Origin of the sequence: Pseudomonas sp. CAN1, from assembly GCF_030462585.1 — a bacterium.
GTDB lineage: Bacteria > Pseudomonadota > Gammaproteobacteria > Pseudomonadales > Pseudomonadaceae > Pseudomonas.
In genome coordinates, this window is sequence record NZ_JASMRU010000024.1 from 48,323 (window position 1) to 66,915 (window position 18,593).

Genomic DNA, 18,593 nt, shown 5'->3' on the forward strand with positions numbered 1-18,593 from the left:
ATTCCAGGTATCGATTAAATCGATCTGTTGCGCGCAGCCCAGCGCCTGTCGGCCTCTGCGAAGGCTTCTTCGCGCGGCAGCCCCGTGGCGCGCAGGGCAAGGGCCATGGTCGCGCGGACGGCCAGTTCGCCGTAGGCATCTTCGACTTCACCGCGCCAGAAGGCGGCCAGGTGTGCAGGGACCAGGGTTTCCGGCTTGACGTGGCGCAGCGGCGACAGCGCCGGCCATTCCTCGTCCCAGCCTTCGCCGTCGCGGCAGCCGTAGAGGTGGGCGGTAGCGTCGGGGTTCACCTCGATCTCGCCGCCTTCGCCCTTGATGACGATGGCGTAGTCACCGAGCAGGCGGCTGCCCTCGCGGTGAACTTCCTGATAGCCAGGGTGGAAGATGCTCTGCAGCACGCAGGTGGCGCCCAGCGGGTTCAGCAGGCGCACAGCGGAGTGCATGGGAGAGCGCAGGCCCAGGGTGTTGCGCAGGTCGATCATGTGCTGCAGGCGTGGCATCCAGTCCACCAGTGGGGCGAAGGCGATGCCCTGGGCATCCAGCGCATCACTGACGGAACTCCAGTCGCGGCACAGCGGCAGGCCGAGTTGCTCCAGCAACTGCTCGGTGTAGACCCGGCCAGCGGTGTGCGCGCCGCCGCCGTGCAGCAGGATGCGCGTGCCGCTGCCGCCGAGGCACTTGGCGGCCAGCAGATACCAGGGCAGGTGGCGCTTCTTGCCGGCGTAGCTGGGCCAGTCGAGGTCCACGGCAATCTTCGGGGTTTGCAGGCGTTGGCGAACAGCCTCGGTAAAGCCGGCGAGTTCCTCGGCGCTTTCCTCCTTGTGCCGCAGCAGCATCAGGAAGGCGCCCAGCTGCGCTTCCTCGACCTTGTCATCGAGGATCATGCCAAGGGCTTCGCGAGCTTCCTCGCGGGTCAGGCCGCGCGCGCCGCGCTTGCCCTTGCCGAGGATGCGCACGAACTGCGCGAAGGGATGTTCTTCCGGGGTCTGCAGGACTAGCGGGACGGCGGTCATAGGCAATTGGTCGGCTTCGGCAGGCCGGCAAGCTTGGCGGCAAGCTTGGCCGGGGTGCCCTTGAACAGGAGGTTTAGGTGCAGGCTGCTGCCCTTTTCCGTGCCCAGCTTCAGGGCCACGTACTTGATCAGCGGGCGATTGGCCGGCGACAGCTGGAATTCGCCGTAGAACTCGCGCAGCAGCAGGAGGATTTCCCAGTGCTCGGGCGTCAGGTGGATGCCTTCGTTGTGCGCCAGAGCCTCGGCGGCCGCATCGCTCCAGTCGTTGAGATCGACCAGGTAGCCATCCTTGTCCAGCGGCAGGGTTTGGCCGTTGACCAGTAGGGTGCTCATAGCCAGGCGTTCACCTTGTCGAAGCGGGTGGTGAGTTCGACGAAGCCGGGGTAATCCACGGCAATGACGCGGGTGGGTAGCTCATCCAGGCCGCGCGCCTGCAGGTCCTCCTGCAGGGCGAACAGGGCGTTGCCAACGGGTAGCGCCAGCAGTTCCTGTGCGGGCTTGCTGCCTGGCTGCAGGGCATAGGCGGCTTCGCCGGTCAGCAGGATGGCGTCGTCGTCGCCGAGCAGCAGCAGGCAGTTGTCGAAGCGCCCGTCGTTGAACGGGGAGTGCGAGAGCAGGTGGAGGGTAGCCATCAGATCGTGATCACCTGGTCGTGGGTTTGCAGCAAGTCGCGCAGGGCCGCCCGGTCCAGGGCTTGTGCCGGCAGTGTCAAGTTGGCGGCATCCAGGCCGCGCTCGGCCAGGCTGTGGGAGCCGGCGTAGAGCGACTCCACACCGAACAGCGGCAGCGCCTGCAGATTGGCCTGCAGGTCCTTCTGCTCGATGCTGACGGGGCGCTGGCCAGGGGCGAGTTGGAACACGCCATCATCGAGGAACAGCAGCGAGATCGGCAGATCGAAGGCGCCGCCGGCCAGTGCGATGTCCAGCGCTTCGCGGGCGCCTGGGCCGGCCCAGGGTGCCTGGCGGCTGATGATCAGCAGAGACTTGGCCATCAGTCGCCTCCGAAGCAGACGAGCCGGTCTGCCAGTTGTACGGCTTCATGCAGTTGCCCGAGACCGGAAAGGTCCCACGGCGCGGCAAGGTTCGCAGCAGGGCGGGAGTAGCGGTTGGCTTCGTCTGCGTTCAGTACGCCACGGCGCAAGGCAGCAGCGATGCAGACCACGCCGTCCAGTTGATTATCGGCAACGAAGCGCGTCCAGGCGGCGGCGACGTCCAGTTCGTCCTGTCCGGAGACAGCGTTGGCCGAGGCGCTGTGCACGCCGTCCTGGTAGAAGAACAGCCGGGAGATTTCATGGCCACCGGCCAACGCTGCCTCGGCGAAGCGCAGGGCACGTCGGGCTGCGGGGGAATGCGGCGCAGAAAATAGGGCGATGACGAATTTCATGCTGGGACTGACTGTAACCATGTACCGCCGAATGATACGGCAACGCGGTTTCTTTGCCCTGCCGGAAATGAAAAAAGCCCGTCGAGACGGGCTTTTTTCTGGGCGGCGCGTGGATCAGTCGTCGCTGCCCATGATGCCGAAGATCTGCAGCAGGCTGATGAACAGGTTGTAGATCGATACATACAGGCTGATGGTGGCCATGATGTAGTTGCGTTCACCGCCGTGGATGATCGCGCTGGTCTGGAACAGGATCATCGCCGAGGAGAACAGCACGAAGCCGGCGCTGATCGCCAGTTGCAGGCCGCTGATCTGGAAGAAGAACGAGACCAGTACGGCGCCCAGCAGCACGAAGAAGCCTGCGGTGATGAAGCCGGACAGGAAGCTCATGTCCTTGCGGGTGGTCAGCACGTAGGCGGACAGGCCGAAGAACACCAGGGCGGTCATGAAGAACGCGGACGAGATCACGCCTGCGCCGTTGGCCATGCCCAGGTACATGTTCAGGATCGGGCCGAGGGTGTAGCCCATGAAGCCGGTGAGGGCGAAGGTGCTGACCAGGCCCCAGGCGCTGTTGCGCAGCTTCACGGTGAGGAAGAACAGGCCGTAGAAGCCCAGCAGCACCACGAAGAAGCTGGGGTAGGGCAGGCGCATCTGCTGCGAGGCGAAAGCCACCAGGCCGCTGAAGGCCAGGGTCAGGGCCAGCAGGCCATAGGTATTGCGCAGGACGCCGCTGACCTCTTTCTGCTCCACGGCTGTGGAGTCGAGATATTGCCGTTCTTGCATGTCGAGACACTCCTGTTTAAGCGGGATACGGATCCATGACCGTAGTGGAGCCCATCATAACAGAGGGAAAAAGCGCGCAGAATCATCAGAGTTTGACAGTGTGTTGCGATCCGGTAATATTGCCGCCCGCTCAATGTGGAAGCGTGGCCGAGTGGTTTAAGGCAACGGTCTTGAAAACCGTCGACGGGCAACTGTCCTAGAGTTCGAATCTCTACGCTTCCGCCACTATTGCAACGTTGAAAGCCCCGCCATGCGGGGCTTTCGCGTTTTCGGCGAGAAGGTCTTGTCCATTAATCATCGAGCATCTGTCCATCACGATCTGTTCGATTGCTTTGCGTAAGTTGAACGGCGTCAGAAAAGTCATCAATCCCGATAGATGATTCTGTAGGACGTTGATCCGCTCAGTTAAACTTCAAGTACCACTCTCCGGAAAACCCTGAATGAACCAAGTCGAAGATCTCGAACGGCAGATGCGCGAAGCGCTGGGTGTCGCTCCGAAAAAAGTGAAGACCACCCGTGAGGCAAGCAATCCGATGCGGGGCTACCTGATTGTCCTCAGCGTACGCGGGCCCAGTGGGCCGGCCTTTCGCTTCGAGCATCGCTCGCGCTCGTTGAGCCGCACCGAGGCCATCCTGGAAGCGGAGAAGGCAGCGCGTGCAGAGGGTTACAAGCCCTGGGCGCTGCTGGATGCGGTCGAGGCCTGAGTGCATCGATCAGGTAGAAACGCTTTGCCTGGTCGAGAGTTGAAAGTGCCTTATCTGTTCTTTGTTGTATGACTGTCTGAAGCTTTTATCCGTCCGGTTGGACGTCGGCAGTGCTGCAATCGTTTTTTTCTTTTCTTTCGATACTCCCCTGCAGATAGCAGAAATTTCCTGCACGCCCGTGCTAGACGAGTTGTGAGAAAACCCTCGTGGCCCGCCTCTCTGCATTCTGATTCTCTGACGCTTGCATTTTGACGAAGCGCTTCCAAGCTAGGTCGTAGAGCTGCTTTCTGTTAAGGTTCGGCAATTGTCCGAAGCTCCTGCCGGGTCTTCGTCATTCCATTTGCCTTCAAGGGGTGCTGCGTGATTAAGGTGCTGGTGGTCGATGATCACGATCTGGTGCGCACCGGAATTACCCGCATGCTGGCCGATATCGACGGTCTGCAGGTCGTTGGCCAGGCCGACTCCGGCGAGCGCGGCTTGCAGCTGGCGCGCGAGCTCAAGCCCGACGTCGTGCTGATGGATGTGAAGATGCCGGGTATCGGCGGGCTGGAAGCGACCCGCAAGCTGCTGCGCAGCCAGCCGGATGTGCGTGTAGTGGTAGTCACCGTCTGCGAGGAAGATCCCTTCCCGACCCGCCTGATGCAGGCCGGTGCAGCCGGTTATCTCACCAAGGGCGCAGCGCTGGAGGAGATGGTCCAGGCCATCCGCCAGGTATTCGCCGGCCAGCGCTACATCAGCCCGCAGATTGCGCAGAGCCTGGCGCTCAAGTCCTTCGAGCCGGAAAAGAACGCATCACCGTTCGACACCCTGTCCGAGCGCGAGATCCAGATCGCACTGATGATCGCCAACTGCCACAAGGTGCAGAGCATCTCCGACAAGCTCTGCCTTTCGCCCAAGACCGTGAACACCTACCGCTACCGCATCTTCGAGAAACTCTCGATCACCAGCGACGTCGAACTGGCGCTGCTGGCCGTCCGGCACGGCATGGTCGACGCCAGCAACTGACCATGGCGCAGTTCGATTCGGCGGCCTTCCTGGCCACCTGCAGCGGGCGGCCGGGTGTTTACCGCATGTTCGATGCGGACGCCAAGCTGCTCTATGTTGGCAAGGCCAAGGACCTCAAGAAACGTCTCTCCAGCTATTTCCGCAAGAGCGGTCTGGCGCCGAAGACGGCTGCGCTGGTGGCGAAGATCGCCCAGGTCGAGACCACCATCACTTCCAACGAGACCGAGGCGCTGCTGCTGGAGCAGACGCTGATCAAGGAATGGCGGCCGCCGTACAACATCCTGCTGCGCGACGATAAGTCGTACCCCTATGTCTTCCTTTCCAGCGAAGACGCGTATCCGCGCCTGACCATCCACCGTGGAGCGAAAAAGACCAAAGGGCGTTATTTCGGGCCTTACCCGAGTGCCGGCGCTATCCGTGAAAGTCTGGCGCTGCTGCAGAAGGCCTTTTTCGTCCGCCAGTGCGAGGACAGCTATTACCGCAACCGTACGCGCCCCTGCCTGCAATACCAGATCAAGCGCTGCAAGGCGCCCTGCGTCGGGCTGGTGAGCGAGGAGGAGTATGCCGAAGACGTACGCCACTCGATCATGTTCCTCGAAGGCCGCAGCAACGTGCTGGCCGAGGAGCTCTCCACCAGCATGGAAGAGGCGGCGATGCGCCTGGACTTCGAGAAGGCTGCGGAACTGCGTGATCAGGTGCAGATACTGCGCCGCGTGCAGGACCAGCAGAGCATGGAGTTCGGCACCGGCAACGTCGATGTGGTTGCGGCCATCGTTACTCCGGGTGGCGCCTGCGTACACCTGATCAGCGTGCGCGGCGGGCGGGTGCTGGGTAGCAAGAACTTCTTCCCGCAGGTGGCGATCGAGGAGGAGGTGGGCGACATCCTGCTGGCCTTCCTCGGTCAGTACTACCTCAGTCATCACGAGCGCGATCTGCCGAACGAGTTGATCGTCAATGCCGTACACGAGGACTTCCCGATCCTGGCTGCCGCCATCGAGGAGTCCCGTGGCCGGCTGCTGGAAATCAGTCATCGTGTGCGCAGCACCCGCGCACGCTGGCAGCAGCTTGCCGTGACCAACGCAGAGCAGGCTCTGGCGGCGCGCCTCGCCAATCGCCAGCACATGGCGGCGCGTTTCGATGCGCTGGGTGAGGCGCTCGACCTGCCAGAAGCGCCGCAGCGGCTGGAATGCTTCGACATCAGTCACTCCAGCGGCGAGGCCACGGTCGCGTCCTGCGTGGTCTTCGGGCCGGAAGGCGCGCTGAAGTCGGACTATCGTCGCTTCAATATCGAAGGCATCACCGGCGGCGACGATTACGCCGCCATGCACCAGGCGCTGACCCGCCGATTCAGCCGGCTAAAGGAAGGCGAGGGCAAGATGCCCGACATCCTCCTGGTCGACGGCGGCAAGGGGCAGCTGGCGATGGCCCAGGAAGTGCTCCAGGAGCTGGCGGTCGTTGGCCTGACCCTGCTCGGCGTCGCCAAGGGCGTGACCCGCAAGCCCGGCCTGGAAACCCTCTATTTAAACGACGCCGAACACGAATTCACCCTGCCCGCCGACTCGCCTGCGCTGCACCTGATCCAGCAGATCCGCGACGAGGCACACCGCTTCGCCATTACCGGCCACCGCGCGCGTCGCGGAAAAGCCCGCCGCACCTCGACCCTGGAAGACGTGGCGGGTGTAGGCCCCAAGCGTCGCCGCGATCTGCTCAAGCATTTCGGTGGGTTGCAGGAGTTGGGCAGAGCCAGTATCGATGAAATTGCCAAGGCCCCCGGTATCAGCAAAAAGCTGGCAGAGCAGATTTATGCTGCACTGCACAGCGAGTAGAATGCCGGCTCAACTCGCAGACCTTCCGACCCGATGAATATCCCGAACCTGCTTACTCTGCTCCGCGTAGTGCTCATCCCGATCTTCATCCTGCTGTTCTATCTCCCGTTTCCGTCCAGCCACCTGGCGGCGAGCTCGGTGTTTGCCCTGGCGGCAGCGACGGATTGGCTGGATGGCTACCTCGCACGCCGTCTGGGGCAGAGCACGCCGTTCGGCGCCTTCCTCGATCCAGTGGCAGACAAGCTGATGGTCGCCACGGCCCTGGTGCTGCTGGTGGAAGAGCACGCGAACCTGTGGCTGACACTGCCGGCGGCGATCATCATCGGTCGCGAGATTGTCGTTTCCGCACTGCGTGAGTGGATGGCGGAAATCGGGGCGAGGGCGCATGTGGCGGTTTCAAGCCTGGGCAAATGGAAGACCGCTGCGCAGATGCTGGCGCTGGTCATCCTGCTGGCCAATCCGCCGCTGATGACCTTCTGGGTGCTGGTTGGTTATGCACTGTTGATCGTGGCTGCCATTCTCACGTTGTGGTCGATGCTGCACTATCTGGTAGCGGCCTGGCCGCACCTGAATACTTCCCCGAAAGAGAAATAAGTATTTTTGAATCAAGGAGTTGACAGGCATTTCTGAATCGTTAGAATGGCGCCCGTCAACACGACAAAGCGGGAATAGCTCAGTTGGTAGAGCACGACCTTGCCAAGGTCGGGGTCGCGAGTTCGAGTCTCGTTTCCCGCTCCAGATTTTGATGATTCGCCTTGAGTCATCCGTGTCATGGCTGAGTAGCAGAGTGGTTATGCACCGGATTGCAAATCCGTGAACGCCGGTTCGATTCCGACCTCAGCCTCCAATAGAAAAGCCCTGTAAATCGAAGATTTACAGGGCTTTTTCTTTAGCTGCTCAATAGCGAAATGCGAGTTCCAACAACTTGCGCGCAAGGTTGGCGGCTGTATATAGTCCAGCCCCTTCGGGTTCCCAGGAGCCTGGATGACGCGACAACGCGCTGCCGCCCGGATGGCGAAATCGGTAGACGCAGGAGACTTAAAATCTCTCGCCCTTTGGGCGTGCCGGTTCGATTCCGGCTCCGGGCACCACTTATTCTTTCCGAGCGTTTCCAAGACGTAACGGAAATTCAGACTAGCCGGGGCTTTCCCCGGCTTTTTTGTGCCCAAAAGACCCGGCCGTTTCGTTGAAAGCCCAGAGTTTTGTGAGTAGATTTGTGAGTAAGAATCCATCTTTCTCATCGTTCTACTCACGAGCGGCGTTCGAAAAGGCGCCGGTCGTGGCACCTGGGGCGCGCCGTGCCACTTACCGATACCGCTGCTCGCACAGCTAAACCAAGGGAAAAACTCTACCGCGTCTCAGACACGCTTGGCTTGAGCCTTGAGGTCACGCCCAACGGAAGCAAGCTATGGCGCTTTCGATATCGCTTTGCCGGCAAGCCCAAAATGATCAGTCTCGGCGCCTATCCGTCGATAACCCTGGCCAGGGCGCGAGAGCTGCGTGACGCGGCACGATCACAGGTAGCTTCTGGGGTTGACCCTTCTCAGCACAAACAAGCTCAGAAGCGTGYGATTGAGGCTGCCACCTACACTTTCGAGATGCTCGCCGACGAGTGGCACGCTTACAGCGCACCTCGCTGGGCGGATGCCACTGTGCAGAAAGCCCGGGCCTACCTCGACAAAGACATCGTCCCGGCAATTGGCAAACGTCCTCCTACAGAGATCAGCAGGCCTGATTTGGTTGATCTGGTGAGGAGAGTGGAAGGCCGCGGAGCAATGAATGTCGCCGGCAAGGTCCGCCAGTGGTTAAACCAGATTTTCAGGTTCGGTCTGGCGCGCGGGGTTGTCGAGACGAATCCGGCGACTGATCTGGATGTCGTGGCGGCGCATGCCCCTCCGGCGAGGCATCACCCGCATATCCCGCTCGCTGAAATCCCAGAGCTACTGGATCTACTCTCCAGTGCTTCTTGTGACCTTTCGACCAAGATCGCTATCCGCCTGCTGCTGCTCACTGGCGCACGCCCGGGTGAGCTACGCCAAGCCCCCTGGAGTGAGTTCGATTTGGATACTGCTGTTTGGACGGTACCGGCTGCGCGCATGAAGGCCCGCCGTCCTCACATTATTCCGCTACCCACCCAGGCGGTAGAGCTACTCCGCGCTCAGCATGCGATCACTGGGCGCTATCTCCTGGCGTTTGCGGGGAAGGCCAACACTAGCCGCCCACTCAGCGAGAACACAGTGAACAAGGCTCTGAGCGCAATTGGCTATGCCGGAAGACAAACCGGCCACGGGTTCCGCCACTTGCTCAGTACTGAGCTGAACAGCCGTGGATATAACCGCGATTGGATTGAGCGTCAGCTAGCGCATAGCGACAAGGACGAAATCCGGGACACCTACAACCACGCCCAGTACCTGGAGCAGCGCCGCGGAATGATGCAGGCGTGGGCAGACGAGATCGCTCAGATGTGCTCGAAGCTCGATAGCTCAAAACATACCTAGAGGAGAGTTGGCATGTCTGAATCTGGAAGCGAGCGCTGGCAGCTCATACCCGACGATGAAAACCCACGAAAGCTTCTTTGGAATTGGGAACCCACTGCCAAGGATGATCTGGATAGCCTTTTTCATAGGATACGAAATGGCACTGGGACCGACGTCGACCACGAACTGTTTTACGCTTCCATCATCGATCGCTTCATTACGCGAGTATATGCAGGTGAAGAGGTAGAGCAGTGGGTGATGGATCGGCTCGCTGACGCGTTCAGTAAGGTCTTAATGGGAGGGGATTGGATTGATGAAATCCCATTGCCAGGGCGGCCAGGGAATGCAATCCGTCCATGGAGAGATGACCGAGACCTGCAGATATTCTGCGATGTTTCGAACTCGCTTAACTTGGAAAACGCCGCGGTCGTTAACGCCATCCAAGGTGCTGCCGACAAGCACGCCGTATCTTTTGAGACTGCTCGGGCAGCTTACTACCGCTGGAAGAACAGCCTGGGCCGTTGAGTTCTAAAAATCCCCCAAAACCTTAGAAAGCCCTGAAGTCAGGGCTTCCGTAGCTTTATCGCCATCGTTCCCCAAATCGCCCAAGGAGGCGCAGACGATGGCAAAACCAGCCAGCAGCAAACAGGACCGCCGCTTCATTAAGCTCAATGAGGTCCTGAATCTCACGGCGCTGAGCACTACCGAGGTATATCGGCGCATCTCTGCAGGGACATTCCCTACTCAAATTCATCTCGGACCAAAGTCGGTTGCCTGGATCGAATCCGAGGTGGTTGCCTGGTGCGAACAGCGCATTGCTGATGCTCGCGGGGTGGCCGCCTAATGGACAAAAAAAAGGCCGACCAACAGGCCAGCCCTCAAATTTCTCAACGTAATACTATCACAGTCGCCAACGCTCCCACCAAGGTCAGCAGGATCCTTGCCTACCTGGTCGCTGGCGGCTCCCTCAATCGTTTCGAAGCCGAGCGCCTTGGCGATCACTGCCTGAACTCGACCATCAGCGCCCTGAAGCACAACTGGGGGATCGATTTCCTGGTGGTTCCGGAACGTGTGCCAACTCGGTGGGGGAAGGGCTGCGACGTGAACCGCTACAGCATTCCTGAGTCGCGGCGGAAGCGTGCCCAGCGGGCACTCTCGATGATGACCCTCAATCGGAGGGTTGCAGCATGACTCTTGCGATCCTCCCGACCTGGCCCTATAGTCATCTCGCTGCCGCAAATTCGGCAGTCGGGATTGGCGTCCCGGAAGCATTGGCGGACACACCGCCTCAGAGCGGTTTTTTTGTGTCCGCAGCATGGCAGCACCTCTATGGGTGGGGCCGTGTGGTGGCATCTTCGGATGCGCCGGTTCCAATGCCCGGTACGCCAACGCCGCACGGCTCCGCTCTCCCTGATTGGCGTCAGACGAGCGGAAAGTCATCCAGCATTGGAGATCTTTCCATGACCAAGCGTCGCATCCTCACCCTCAATCCGTCCAAAGCTCGGGCAGCCTACCATCGCGCCTGCGCCTTGGCTGCGCTCCACGCCGATTCCTCTTTGTCTGTCCGTCTGGCTCGCTACAACGCAGCGATGGCCCGCGCTCGCGCCCTGGAAACTCAGGAGGTGAGCCATGCATAGTCTCTCTCGCCTGTCTGGCCGTGTCGGCAACGAACTTGTCTGCGCGGGTATTGCTCTGGAGACGCTGGGCAATCTGCTGACTGCTCACAGCTCCAAGCACAATCTCGAAGAGAAAGACGTTGATGGGCTGAACCACGCCGTGCTGGCCATCTCTGCCTTCGTCAGATCTGCTGGTTATGACCTTTGTGAAGCTGCTGAGGTTGAGCAGGAAGGAGGTGCCGAATGAAGCGTCTGGAGAGCTCTGTTCTTTCCGGTGACCTGCTTCGACAGCCGCTGCTGAATGCTGACGATGTTCTCGGCCTGAATTTCGCTAGGTCGGAGTACGACAAGCTGGAGAAATTGGTCTTCCAATTAATCGTTCCAGCACTTGGCGCCAAATCGCATCCTGTAGCCCAAGAGATTTATGCAGCTCTTGAGCATGTGCGGGTTTTCAGCGGCAACTTCTGCTGGCACCACCGCCATGTCGGTGATGGCTCCGATGCCGTCGACGTAGCGGCTGCCAAATGCTCTGCTCCGATGCTGGTGCAAGGCGGTGTGCAATGAGAAGCCACAATGTGCCTCGCCACCTTATCCCTGATACCCCTGCCAAGCTCTCTGGCTCCTTTGACTATGGTCTTGGGCGTCCCGATTACGAGCAAGTTATGAATGACTTTCTTGGGCGAGTAGAGCGAGAGACCGAGCAATCCAAGCGTGTTCTCCAAGCTCAGCGCGCCATCGGCGCCTTGATGGCATTAAAGGCGGCTCAGGTGGGCAAAGCAGGATTCTGTCTATTTCAGAAGGACGTGTTCCGGCGCTTGGCCGAACTCACTGCTGTTACTCCAAATGACTTGGTAGCTATGGCGGGGGTGTCGGTATGAGAGCGTTTGTAGAAAAGCGCGGAAATGGAGTCGAGTATTTCTACGTTGTGGACCAACGCCGTCCGGTCTTCCCTATGGGGCTATGTGGGCCATTCGCCAAGCGTCGTGAAGCCAAGAGCGCTGCTGCCAAACTGCGCGCTAAGAATCCCCGCCGTGAGCTTGTGGTTTGCCATGGGATGTTCTTTGGGACGGTACAGGTTGAATCACTGATCAAGGCGCGCATCCAGGCACGAGAAGACCTCAAAGCCTTGCTTGAGGCTTAGCGATGGCTCGTTCTCTCGCTAAGTCGAAAGGCCGTCGAGAGTCCGGGACCTTCGCTGCCATTCCCCATGCGGTGATGGACAGTGAGGACTTTCGGACGCTCTCCGGTGGCGCGCTCAAGGTACTGCTGGGCTTGCTCCGGCAGTACCGCGGCGCGAATAACGGTGACCTCAGTGCTTCGATGGGCCAAGCCAAAGAGTGGGGAGTTCGTAGCTCATCCACTCTGGCCGCATCTATCAAGGAGCTGATGGACTGCGATCTGATCATCCGCACTAGGGAAGGCAAGTTCATCAAGCCTGGTGGTTGCTGTGCCTTGTATGCGATCACCTGGCGTCCTATTGACCCCTGCGATGAAAAGATCGAAGTGTCGCCGACCACCACGGCTCCGCGGAAATTCAGCCTCGAATTATCAAATCACCCACTTCGAAAATCGAACCGACACAGTTCGAAAATCGAAGCGATGGAGGCATAGAGCAGCATGAAAACCATGCTCATCGATTCGAAAATCGAACTGACCACGGGTGTTCACTTACTTCGATTTTCGAAGTCCTTCTTAGATATACCAGGCGCAGCCTGGGATTTAGTTCTGTTGATCTACCTGTTCTGCAGCTCCAAAAGGGGCTCAAAAGTGCGCGCGGCGCATCGGCGCAAAATTTCCGACCTCGGATTTTTTTCCGACCTGGCCCGGGTAGTCGCAAGCGGGCCGCGAAGGGCAGTACTGCTGACCTTTTCCGGCGCGGGAAGGGGGGCGCCGCAGGTTTTCCTGGTCCTCGAGCGCCTTCAGCGCCGGCTTGGTGTGCTCCAGTGTGGCGATTTGGTCTCACTGAGGCGTTTCCAACACGCTCGGTCACGCAAGGTCACGAATCGTGCGCGGCTGGTACGAAACGCTTTGCACCATGGTGGAAACTCCTCGCCTGGTAACGGTGAGGTAGCGTTTCGAGCGTTCGGGGTTTCGGCATCCTTGGTTGTGGAAAACCAGCAATCCAGCATGCGGAAAACCAGCAGACTGGCAGCGGGGTGATGCTGATGAGCGATTCGATTGAGGAGCGCATCGAGGCCACCACCAGGTTGTTGTTGGAGACCTGTCGTGAGCGCGAGATTCGCCTCTCTGGTGATCACGCTGTGAGTGAGAACGATGCTGCTGATCTGCTGGGGTACTCGAGCGGCGACACGCTGCGGAAGCAGGTAAGCGAAGGCATCTGCCAGTTGCCCCATCGGCGCCTCGGGAACCGCCGCCTTTACCGGCTTCGCGACCTCGCCGTGGAGATCGAAAGGACATACGGTCACGGATAACCCGGAAAACGACGGTTTTCGCGGAATAGGCGGAAATCTCGGCATGGTTCCGACGTCGCAAGGAAGCGACCATTTCTCCAGCAACTTTTCCTGGAGAAACCCATGCGCGAGCTCGTCCTTTCTCAATTCACCAAGGCACTTTTAGCTAACCGTGGTGATCGCCAGACCGCTCTGACGGTGAGCAGAGCTCTCTACGGCCACTCTAACGTCGTGGTTCGTCTTCTGGAGAAGGCCGTTGTCACCACCGGCGATCTCCATGCTGATCCTGACTTCCGCTCCGCTGGGCGCGCATTCATCGAGCTCGTTCAAACCCGCTCCCTGATCGGCAAAATCAACGCGATCTCTCCCTTCCGCGCAATCCCCGCGGAGACCCGCGTGCTGGCGCAAACGGAGAGACCGGTTGCTTACTGGACTGCCCAGGGCCAGCCGAAGATGGTCACTCACACGGCCTTCGAGCAGAAGCGTCTCAGTTCGAAAAAGATCACCGGGCTCCTGGTGCTGACCAACGAACTTCTTGAAGGCCAAGGCGCCGCTTTCGAATCCGCGGTGAGCAACGACCTGGTCAATCCAATCGCTGCTCTTGAAGGCCTTTCCTTCTTGGATCCAACCAGCGCAGGTGGCGTCGAATCTCCTGCTTCGATCACAAACGGAGTCGCTCCAGTTCCGTCATCTGGCAGCGACGCCGATGCCGTTCGAGCAGACATCCGCGCACTCTTTGCCGCCTTCGGTGGTTCGCTCGAAACCGCTGTGATCGCCATGCACCCCGAGACAGCCCTTGAGCTTTCGATGATGCAAGCTTCCCTCGGCGAGAGCAGCCTGACTGTTCGTGGTGGCGAGCTGTTCGGCGTTCCCGTTGTGACCAGCGACTCGGTACCGAAGGACTCCAACGGCGCTCTGGTGGCTCTGATCGATCCGGCAGGCATCCTCCTCACCGACGAGGGTGTGGACATCCTTCAATCCAATATCACCACCATCCAAGTGGACGATGGGCAAGGTGGCACGGGGTACCTGTCGCTATGGCAGAACAACCTCACCGCCGCCCTGGCCGAGCGCTTCCTGAACTGGGAAGCGGTACGCGCTGGCTCGGTTGCCTGGTTGTCCGGCGTCCAGTGGGGTGTGTGATGGATTACGAAGCGAAGGCGCTCCAGTTTCGGAGGGAAATCGAAAAGGTCTCCAAGGAGTGCCTGGGCCTTGGCATTAAGGAACCATTCGGCATGGGTACCGCCATCGTGCTCACAGGGAAACTGATTCACGCTCTTGAGCGCATCGAACAGCTTGAAGGGAAATTGAAGGGGCTCTCTGAACAAGCAGCTGTGCTCGAAGAGCGTGGTCTCAAATACTGCGGCACTTGGCAACGCGCCATGGACTATCGCCGCGGCGATTGTGTGACCCACAAGGGCAGCCTCTGGACTGCGGTGAAGGCCACCGATAAGGCACCCGATGAGGCTGCTTCTGATTGGCAGCTCTCGGCCAAGGGGGCGCAGCGATGAGCTCGAATCAGAACTGCAACGAAGTCATTTTCGCCATGGGTCGGATCATCGGCCAGAACGCGGACTGGCTCGATGGTCGTCTCTTTCAGAAGCTCGCCATGATCGCTGCTCGTGCGAACTACGAGGATGAAGAGCTCGACGACTACGGCACCTTCGACGACATGCGTCGCTCTTTCGAAATCTCGTCTGCAGCACTCCGCGAGGAAGCCCAGCACCAGGGTAAGGGGCGCCGTCCATGAGCGACCTGATGAGAGAGTTTTTCGAGGCCTCCGGTGATCGCCTCCTGCAATTTCTAGCCGAGCTTCCCGAGTCGTATCTCGCGCACATGAAGCAGCTTCCCATTCACCCCGAACTGGCCGGGCGTCTGGCCCAGGTTAGCGAGGAAGTGGGAGAGGTTCGAGTTCTGAAGGTCGAGCCAGACCAACTGATCATCCTCGTGCTGAAGGGCGACCCGGCGCCCCACTTGATGACGCTTAAGCTAGAGCTACAGCAGATCCACTAGCACCGACTTCAACGGACAAGTCGTGAGTGTCCGGAACAACCGCGACAGCCTGCGCGTGCAATCCCTCCTACGAGCGACTTCAAGCGCGATATCGCCGGCACGGTGGCAGGCAACCAATTTTGCAGCAGGAGAATTAGATGGCCACTGATAGCCTTGGCACCCTTACAGTCGACTTGATCGCGAATACCGGCGGGTTTGAGCGCGGCATGGACAAAGCCGAGCGCAAGGTGGCGGGAGCCACGAAGGCCTTTCAGAAGCAAGGCGAGGCCGCAGAGCGTCTTGTCGGCCAGATCGATCCGGTTGTTGGGGCGATGAATAACCTGGTCAAGCAATCGGCCGAGCTTGAGCGGCATTGGAAGGCTGGGCTGATCCCGACCTCCGATTTCGAGCGGCTGAATGCTGTGCTCGGCAAACAGATGGATCAGCTCGGCTCGGCCAACACCTCGTTCAAAAACGGGACGATGTCAGCGAAGCAATACAGTGCGGCATTGGGCACTCTGCCCGCGCAGTTCACCGATATCGCGACCTCGATCGCCGCCGGCCAGAACCCACTCACCGTGTTCCTGCAGCAGGGTGGGCAGATCAAAGACTCCTTCGGCGGCGCTGGTAACGCTCTTAAGGCAACCGGCAGCTACATCGCCTCCCTGGTGACTCCAGCGACTGCCGCGGCAGCCGCAATCGCCGCGCTTGGCTATGCCTGGTATGACGCCGAGAAGGTTCAAAGCGAGTTCGACAAGGCCCTGCTTGATGGCAATAACACCATCGCCGCAACCAGTGGGGCACTCCTCGAGCTCTCCCGCCAGATCGGCAACACCGTCGGCGACTTCAGCGATGCCGAGGATGCGATCAAGGCACTGGCCGCCGCAGGACACCTCAGCGTCACCCAAGTGGAGAACCTGGGCGAAGCCGCTGCGGCCGTTGCTCAGTACAGCGGCAAGAGTGCTACCGATCTGGCAAATGCATTCGCGAAGCTCGGCGACAACGCCACCGATGCTGCGCAGAAGGCTAGCGAGCAATACGGCCTGCTCACCGCAGAGCAGTACGACCTGATCAAAGCGCTCGACGATCAGGGCAACCATCAGCAGGCTCTCGACACCCTCAGCGAGAGCATGAACAAAAATGCCCTTGCTCGCCTTGATCAATACAAGAGCTCCCTGACAGGCATCGAGGACGCTTGGAATCGCATCTCAGAAGCGGCGGCCAAGGCCTACAACTTCGGGCGCTCCAAGTTCATGCCTCAAACCAATGGGGAGCTGCTGGCGCAGACCCAGAGCCAACTGGAGTTCCTGCAGACCCATCCGGCACAAGATGTCTCGATTCCTGGTGAGCGAGGCACCGTCACTGGCCAGGAAGGCATCCAGTATCTTCAGCAGCGCATCCAGCTCCTCAACAGCCAGGCCACCGCAGAGTCCAACCTCGTCAAGATCCAGGCCGAAGCCAATCAGGCGAACCAGGACTACATCAAGTACTCCGGCATCATTGACGCCGCCCTCACTGATGGATCGCCGGAGAAGAAGAAAGAGAAAGCGCTGAACGATCTCAAGGAGCAATACCTTGAACTCTCGAAGGCAGCCAGCATCACTGGGCGCTCTAGCCCCCTGCTTGCCGGTGTCGAGTACGACGGCCAGAACTTCTCGGGCGGCTCCTACGATGAGCGTTTGAAGCAGATCAACTCTCAGTTCGACAAGAAGTCGAGCGGCCGGAGTAAGGCGTTCTCGGAGGACGCCGGCACCAAGATGCTGGATAACCTGCGCCAGCAGTACGCTGCCATCCAGATGCAAAACAGCGCCCTGGATGAGCAAGATAAGTCAGCGCAGAAGCTCGGCGAGCAGGCGCAGGCTTTGGCAAGGTGGGAGCAGCAACTCGCCGATATCAAGTCGAAGCAAACGCTCACAGCGGATCAGAAGTCGTTACTGGCAAACGAGGACTTGATCACCGCCCAGCTCCAGAAAAACGCAGCTCTCGAGCAAGAGATTGCCCTGCGTAAGCAGACGCTGGAGGAGATGCGAAAGCTTGATGCCTATCAGCAAAACTTGAACTCGCAACTCCAGCAGGCGAGGGATAGTCAGCAGCAATACTTGGCCACGATCGGCATGGGCAGCAAGGAGGCTAAGCGCGCCCAGGAGATGATCGATATCACGAGGGACTTCCAGCGTCAGCAAGATCGCTTGCTCCAGCAGCGCAATACCGGGCAGATCAGCGAAGACCTTTACGCCAAGGAGAACGAAGCGTTAAAGGCTGCTCTCGAGGAGCGGCTACAGATTCAACGGGACGGATATCAAAAGCTCGATGAGGCCCAGGCAGACTGGACTAATGGCGCATCGTCCGCTCTGCAGGACTATTACGACCAAGCCAGCAACATTTCTGCCCAAGCCTACAGCGCGATGGCGAGCGTGCTGCAGAACACAACTGACTCCATCAGCGACAACCTCTATGACGTGATCACCGGCGCAGAGAGCGTGCGCGATGCTTTTGCTGATATCGGTCAGACGATCATTCAGTCCGTCCTGAAGGCAATGACCGATATGGCCGCCCAATGGATCGTCATGCAGGCTGTCCAGCTAGCCATGGGGCAGAGCACTGCTACCGCCGCTGTCGCACAGGCTGCTGTCGCAGGCCCGGCAATCGCCACTGCCTACGCACCAGCCGCAGCCATGGCTTCCCTGGCTTCGTTTGGCAGTAACTCAGCACCAGCAATGGCGGGTATTGCGTCCACCACCTCGCTGGCGGAAAGCCTGGCGCTGCTCGGGATGGCGCACGACGGCATCGACTCGGTACCAGAAACGGGCACTTGGTTGCTCCAGCGTGGTGAGCGAGTGGTCACCGCAGAAACCAGCGCAAAGCTAGACAAGCAACTGGACGAAGCGGCCATGAGTCGTCGCGAGTCCGGCTCAATAAGCATCGTGTTCAACCAGAGCACCACCGACGGCAAAAGCCAGAACCAAGCCAACGCGAAAGCTGCTCGGCAGATCCAGCGCATCATGCGCGACTCTGGGAGGTACGTCTGATGTCACAGGTAGTTCAAATGCCCCGCAGCATCGACCGCATTTGGCGCCGGGAAGGCAGAGAGACACGGGACTACTTGGTCTCAAAGGGAGTTGGGCCCGAGGCAGTCGATCGGATTCTGGAGGAGTTCCAAGACTACCATCGAGCTCTTCACTTCTCAGTGAGCGTCAAGTTCACGTCCCGTGCCAGGCTCTCCCCAGAGCAGCAGGAGATCGTCGATCAAGACGTAGGTGAAGTGGTTGGCAGGTTCCAGGACGATTGCAGAGCGCGCGTTCGGTTGGCCAAAGACATTATTCTTCTACTGCTGATGGAGAAGCACAGCTGATGGCTAGATTGCGCACCCTCGAGCCTCGCCTGCAA

26 protein-coding genes and 4 tRNA genes are annotated in these 18,593 nt (G+C 59.7%); 24 read left to right on the top strand and 6 right to left on the bottom strand.

All coding sequences use genetic code 11. The annotated features are described in order from the left end of the window. Window positions 1-14: 14 nt before the first annotated feature. The 6 genes from QO207_RS24050 to QO207_RS24075 form a co-directional block, all read right to left on the bottom strand. Window positions 15-1,013 (bottom strand): glycosyl transferase family protein, encoded by a 999-nt coding sequence (locus tag QO207_RS24050; protein ID WP_301534782.1) that lies wholly within the window; start codon window positions 1,011-1,013, stop codon window positions 15-17. Continuing rightward, complete coding sequence (locus QO207_RS24055) at window positions 1,010-1,345, bottom strand: TusE/DsrC/DsvC family sulfur relay protein (protein ID WP_301534783.1); 336 nt, start codon at window positions 1,343-1,345, stop codon at window positions 1,010-1,012. The genes QO207_RS24050 and QO207_RS24055 overlap by 4 nt, the downstream gene beginning before the upstream one ends. Further along, a complete protein-coding gene (gene tusB, locus QO207_RS24060) occupies window positions 1,342-1,644 on the bottom strand; it encodes a sulfurtransferase complex subunit TusB (RefSeq protein WP_301534784.1) in 303 nt (100 codons plus the stop codon). Before tusB ends, QO207_RS24055 begins: the two co-directional genes overlap by 4 nt. Further along, complete coding sequence (tusC, locus tag QO207_RS24065) at window positions 1,644-2,003, bottom strand: sulfurtransferase complex subunit TusC (protein ID WP_301534785.1); 360 nt, start codon at window positions 2,001-2,003, stop codon at window positions 1,644-1,646. Before tusC ends, tusB begins: the two co-directional genes overlap by 1 nt. Then, window positions 2,003-2,395 (bottom strand): sulfurtransferase complex subunit TusD, encoded by a 393-nt coding sequence (gene tusD, locus QO207_RS24070; protein ID WP_301534786.1) that lies wholly within the window; start codon window positions 2,393-2,395, stop codon window positions 2,003-2,005. The genes tusC and tusD overlap by 1 nt, the downstream gene beginning before the upstream one ends. A gap of 114 nt (window positions 2,396-2,509) precedes the next feature. Continuing rightward, the gene (locus QO207_RS24075) at window positions 2,510-3,175 is read right to left on the bottom strand and encodes a Bax inhibitor-1/YccA family protein (RefSeq protein ID WP_301534787.1); all 666 of its coding nucleotides are present in this window, start codon (window positions 3,173-3,175) and stop codon (window positions 2,510-2,512) included. Between the two features lie 137 nt (window positions 3,176-3,312). On the opposite strand from QO207_RS24075, the gene QO207_RS24080 reads away from it, so the two are divergent. The 24 genes from QO207_RS24080 (at window position 3,313) to QO207_RS24195 (ending at window position 18,235) form a co-directional block, all read left to right on the top strand. After that, window positions 3,313-3,400, top strand: a tRNA-Ser gene (locus tag QO207_RS24080). A 245-nt stretch (window positions 3,401-3,645) separates the two neighbouring features. Then, window positions 3,646-3,879: a hypothetical protein gene (locus QO207_RS24085; protein ID WP_367620487.1), complete on the top strand. Its 234-nt coding sequence runs from the start codon at window positions 3,646-3,648 to the stop codon at window positions 3,877-3,879. Between the two features lie 360 nt (window positions 3,880-4,239). Next, entirely contained in the window at window positions 4,240-4,884 is a 645-nt protein-coding gene (gene uvrY, locus QO207_RS24090; protein ID WP_301534789.1) for a UvrY/SirA/GacA family response regulator transcription factor, read from the top strand. Window positions 4,885-4,886: 2 nt separating this feature from the next. After that, entirely contained in the window at window positions 4,887-6,710 is a 1,824-nt protein-coding gene (gene uvrC, locus QO207_RS24095) for an excinuclease ABC subunit UvrC (RefSeq protein ID WP_301534790.1), read from the top strand. A gap of 33 nt (window positions 6,711-6,743) precedes the next feature. Beyond that, the gene (pgsA, locus tag QO207_RS24100; RefSeq protein WP_301534791.1) at window positions 6,744-7,304 is read left to right on the top strand and encodes a CDP-diacylglycerol--glycerol-3-phosphate 3-phosphatidyltransferase; all 561 of its coding nucleotides are present in this window, start codon (window positions 6,744-6,746) and stop codon (window positions 7,302-7,304) included. A 68-nt stretch (window positions 7,305-7,372) separates the two neighbouring features. Beyond that, window positions 7,373-7,448 (top strand) — tRNA-Gly (locus QO207_RS24105). A 35-nt stretch (window positions 7,449-7,483) separates the two neighbouring features. Then, window positions 7,484-7,557 (top strand) — tRNA-Cys (locus QO207_RS24110). 158 nt (window positions 7,558-7,715) lie between these two features. Next, window positions 7,716-7,801, top strand: a tRNA-Leu gene (locus tag QO207_RS24115). A 207-nt stretch (window positions 7,802-8,008) separates the two neighbouring features. Continuing rightward, complete coding sequence (locus QO207_RS24120) at window positions 8,009-9,208, top strand: integrase arm-type DNA-binding domain-containing protein (RefSeq protein WP_301534792.1); 1,200 nt, start codon at window positions 8,009-8,011, stop codon at window positions 9,206-9,208. A gap of 12 nt (window positions 9,209-9,220) precedes the next feature. After that, entirely contained in the window at window positions 9,221-9,712 is a 492-nt protein-coding gene (locus tag QO207_RS24125; protein ID WP_301534793.1) for a hypothetical protein, read from the top strand. 97 nt (window positions 9,713-9,809) lie between these two features. Further along, the gene (locus tag QO207_RS24130; protein ID WP_301534794.1) at window positions 9,810-10,031 is read left to right on the top strand and encodes an AlpA family transcriptional regulator; all 222 of its coding nucleotides are present in this window, start codon (window positions 9,810-9,812) and stop codon (window positions 10,029-10,031) included. Then, on the top strand, window positions 10,031-10,378 hold the full coding sequence (locus QO207_RS24135; protein ID WP_301534795.1) for a hypothetical protein: 348 nt from the start codon (window positions 10,031-10,033) through the stop codon (window positions 10,376-10,378). The genes QO207_RS24130 and QO207_RS24135 overlap by 1 nt, the downstream gene beginning before the upstream one ends. 269 nt (window positions 10,379-10,647) lie before the next feature. Continuing rightward, window positions 10,648-10,824 carry a hypothetical protein gene (locus QO207_RS24140; protein WP_301534831.1) on the top strand — a complete coding sequence of 59 codons (177 nt, stop codon included), beginning with the start codon at window positions 10,648-10,650 and terminating at the stop codon, window positions 10,822-10,824. Further along, a complete protein-coding gene (locus QO207_RS24145; RefSeq protein WP_301534796.1) occupies window positions 10,817-11,050 on the top strand; it encodes a hypothetical protein in 234 nt (77 codons plus the stop codon). Before QO207_RS24140 ends, QO207_RS24145 begins: the two co-directional genes overlap by 8 nt. Further along, a complete protein-coding gene (locus tag QO207_RS24150) occupies window positions 11,047-11,367 on the top strand; it encodes a hypothetical protein (RefSeq protein ID WP_301534797.1) in 321 nt (106 codons plus the stop codon). The genes QO207_RS24145 and QO207_RS24150 overlap by 4 nt, the downstream gene beginning before the upstream one ends. Beyond that, the gene (locus QO207_RS24155) at window positions 11,364-11,681 is read left to right on the top strand and encodes a hypothetical protein (protein ID WP_301534798.1); all 318 of its coding nucleotides are present in this window, start codon (window positions 11,364-11,366) and stop codon (window positions 11,679-11,681) included. The genes QO207_RS24150 and QO207_RS24155 overlap by 4 nt, the downstream gene beginning before the upstream one ends. A gap of 265 nt (window positions 11,682-11,946) precedes the next feature. Beyond that, window positions 11,947-12,414 carry a hypothetical protein gene (locus tag QO207_RS24160; RefSeq protein WP_301534799.1) on the top strand — a complete coding sequence of 156 codons (468 nt, stop codon included), beginning with the start codon at window positions 11,947-11,949 and terminating at the stop codon, window positions 12,412-12,414. Window positions 12,415-12,420: 6 nt separating this feature from the next. Beyond that, window positions 12,421-12,963 (top strand): hypothetical protein, encoded by a 543-nt coding sequence (locus tag QO207_RS24165; RefSeq protein ID WP_301534800.1) that lies wholly within the window; start codon window positions 12,421-12,423, stop codon window positions 12,961-12,963. A 5-nt stretch (window positions 12,964-12,968) separates the two neighbouring features. Continuing rightward, window positions 12,969-13,235, top strand: a complete 267-nt coding sequence (locus tag QO207_RS24170; protein WP_205337968.1) for a hypothetical protein — start codon at window positions 12,969-12,971, stop codon at window positions 13,233-13,235. Window positions 13,236-13,337: 102 nt separating this feature from the next. Further along, complete coding sequence (locus QO207_RS24175) at window positions 13,338-14,357, top strand: phage major capsid protein (RefSeq protein WP_301534801.1); 1,020 nt, start codon at window positions 13,338-13,340, stop codon at window positions 14,355-14,357. Continuing rightward, on the top strand, window positions 14,357-14,725 hold the full coding sequence (locus QO207_RS24180; protein WP_218435966.1) for a hypothetical protein: 369 nt from the start codon (window positions 14,357-14,359) through the stop codon (window positions 14,723-14,725). The genes QO207_RS24175 and QO207_RS24180 overlap by 1 nt, the downstream gene beginning before the upstream one ends. Beyond that, window positions 14,722-14,964, top strand: a complete 243-nt coding sequence (locus QO207_RS24185; protein WP_301534802.1) for a hypothetical protein — start codon at window positions 14,722-14,724, stop codon at window positions 14,962-14,964. Before QO207_RS24180 ends, QO207_RS24185 begins: the two co-directional genes overlap by 4 nt. Next, window positions 14,961-15,227, top strand: a complete 267-nt coding sequence (locus tag QO207_RS24190; protein WP_301534803.1) for a hypothetical protein — start codon at window positions 14,961-14,963, stop codon at window positions 15,225-15,227. Before QO207_RS24185 ends, QO207_RS24190 begins: the two co-directional genes overlap by 4 nt. A gap of 137 nt (window positions 15,228-15,364) precedes the next feature. Beyond that, window positions 15,365-18,235 carry a phage tail tape measure protein gene (locus tag QO207_RS24195; protein ID WP_301534804.1) on the top strand — a complete coding sequence of 957 codons (2,871 nt, stop codon included), beginning with the start codon at window positions 15,365-15,367 and terminating at the stop codon, window positions 18,233-18,235. The last annotated feature ends 358 nt before the right edge of the window (window positions 18,236-18,593 follow it).

Excerpts from the sequence above, each read along its gene's own strand:
- QO207_RS24160 (WP_301534799.1), top strand. The coding sequence starts at position 11,947 with ATGGCTCGTTCTCTCGCTAAGTCGAAAGGCCGTCGAGAGTCCGGGACC.
- QO207_RS24180 (WP_218435966.1), top strand. The coding sequence starts at position 14,357 with ATGGATTACGAAGCGAAGGCGCTCCAGTTTCGGAGGGAAATCGAAAAG.
- QO207_RS24140 (WP_301534831.1), top strand. The coding sequence starts at position 10,648 with ATGACCAAGCGTCGCATCCTCACCCTCAATCCGTCCAAAGCTCGGGCA.
- QO207_RS24145 (WP_301534796.1), top strand. The coding sequence starts at position 10,817 with ATGCATAGTCTCTCTCGCCTGTCTGGCCGTGTCGGCAACGAACTTGTC.
- QO207_RS24075 (WP_301534787.1), bottom strand. The coding sequence starts at position 3,175 with ATGCAAGAACGGCAATATCTCGACTCCACAGCCGTGGAGCAGAAAGAG.
- QO207_RS24170 (WP_205337968.1), top strand. The coding sequence starts at position 12,969 with ATGAGCGATTCGATTGAGGAGCGCATCGAGGCCACCACCAGGTTGTTG.
- pgsA (WP_301534791.1), top strand. The coding sequence starts at position 6,744 with ATGAATATCCCGAACCTGCTTACTCTGCTCCGCGTAGTGCTCATCCCG.
- QO207_RS24190 (WP_301534803.1), top strand. The coding sequence starts at position 14,961 with ATGAGCGACCTGATGAGAGAGTTTTTCGAGGCCTCCGGTGATCGCCTC.
- QO207_RS24165 (WP_301534800.1), top strand. The coding sequence starts at position 12,421 with ATGAAAACCATGCTCATCGATTCGAAAATCGAACTGACCACGGGTGTT.
- tusC (WP_301534785.1), bottom strand. The coding sequence starts at position 2,003 with ATGGCCAAGTCTCTGCTGATCATCAGCCGCCAGGCACCCTGGGCCGGC.
- QO207_RS24130 (WP_301534794.1), top strand. The coding sequence starts at position 9,810 with ATGGCAAAACCAGCCAGCAGCAAACAGGACCGCCGCTTCATTAAGCTC.
- uvrC (WP_301534790.1), top strand. The coding sequence starts at position 4,887 with ATGGCGCAGTTCGATTCGGCGGCCTTCCTGGCCACCTGCAGCGGGCGG.
- QO207_RS24135 (WP_301534795.1), top strand. The coding sequence starts at position 10,031 with ATGGACAAAAAAAAGGCCGACCAACAGGCCAGCCCTCAAATTTCTCAA.
- QO207_RS24150 (WP_301534797.1), top strand. The coding sequence starts at position 11,047 with ATGAAGCGTCTGGAGAGCTCTGTTCTTTCCGGTGACCTGCTTCGACAG.
- QO207_RS24125 (WP_301534793.1), top strand. The coding sequence starts at position 9,221 with ATGTCTGAATCTGGAAGCGAGCGCTGGCAGCTCATACCCGACGATGAA.
- QO207_RS24175 (WP_301534801.1), top strand. The coding sequence starts at position 13,338 with ATGCGCGAGCTCGTCCTTTCTCAATTCACCAAGGCACTTTTAGCTAAC.
- QO207_RS24155 (WP_301534798.1), top strand. The coding sequence starts at position 11,364 with ATGAGAAGCCACAATGTGCCTCGCCACCTTATCCCTGATACCCCTGCC.
- QO207_RS24185 (WP_301534802.1), top strand. The coding sequence starts at position 14,722 with ATGAGCTCGAATCAGAACTGCAACGAAGTCATTTTCGCCATGGGTCGG.
- QO207_RS24195 (WP_301534804.1), top strand. The coding sequence starts at position 15,365 with ATGGCCACTGATAGCCTTGGCACCCTTACAGTCGACTTGATCGCGAAT.
- tusB (WP_301534784.1), bottom strand. The coding sequence starts at position 1,644 with ATGGCTACCCTCCACCTGCTCTCGCACTCCCCGTTCAACGACGGGCGC.
- tusD (WP_301534786.1), bottom strand. The coding sequence starts at position 2,395 with ATGAAATTCGTCATCGCCCTATTTTCTGCGCCGCATTCCCCCGCAGCC.
- QO207_RS24085 (WP_367620487.1), top strand. The coding sequence starts at position 3,646 with ATGCGCGAAGCGCTGGGTGTCGCTCCGAAAAAAGTGAAGACCACCCGT.
- QO207_RS24050 (WP_301534782.1), bottom strand. The coding sequence starts at position 1,013 with ATGACCGCCGTCCCGCTAGTCCTGCAGACCCCGGAAGAACATCCCTTC.
- QO207_RS24055 (WP_301534783.1), bottom strand. The coding sequence starts at position 1,345 with ATGAGCACCCTACTGGTCAACGGCCAAACCCTGCCGCTGGACAAGGAT.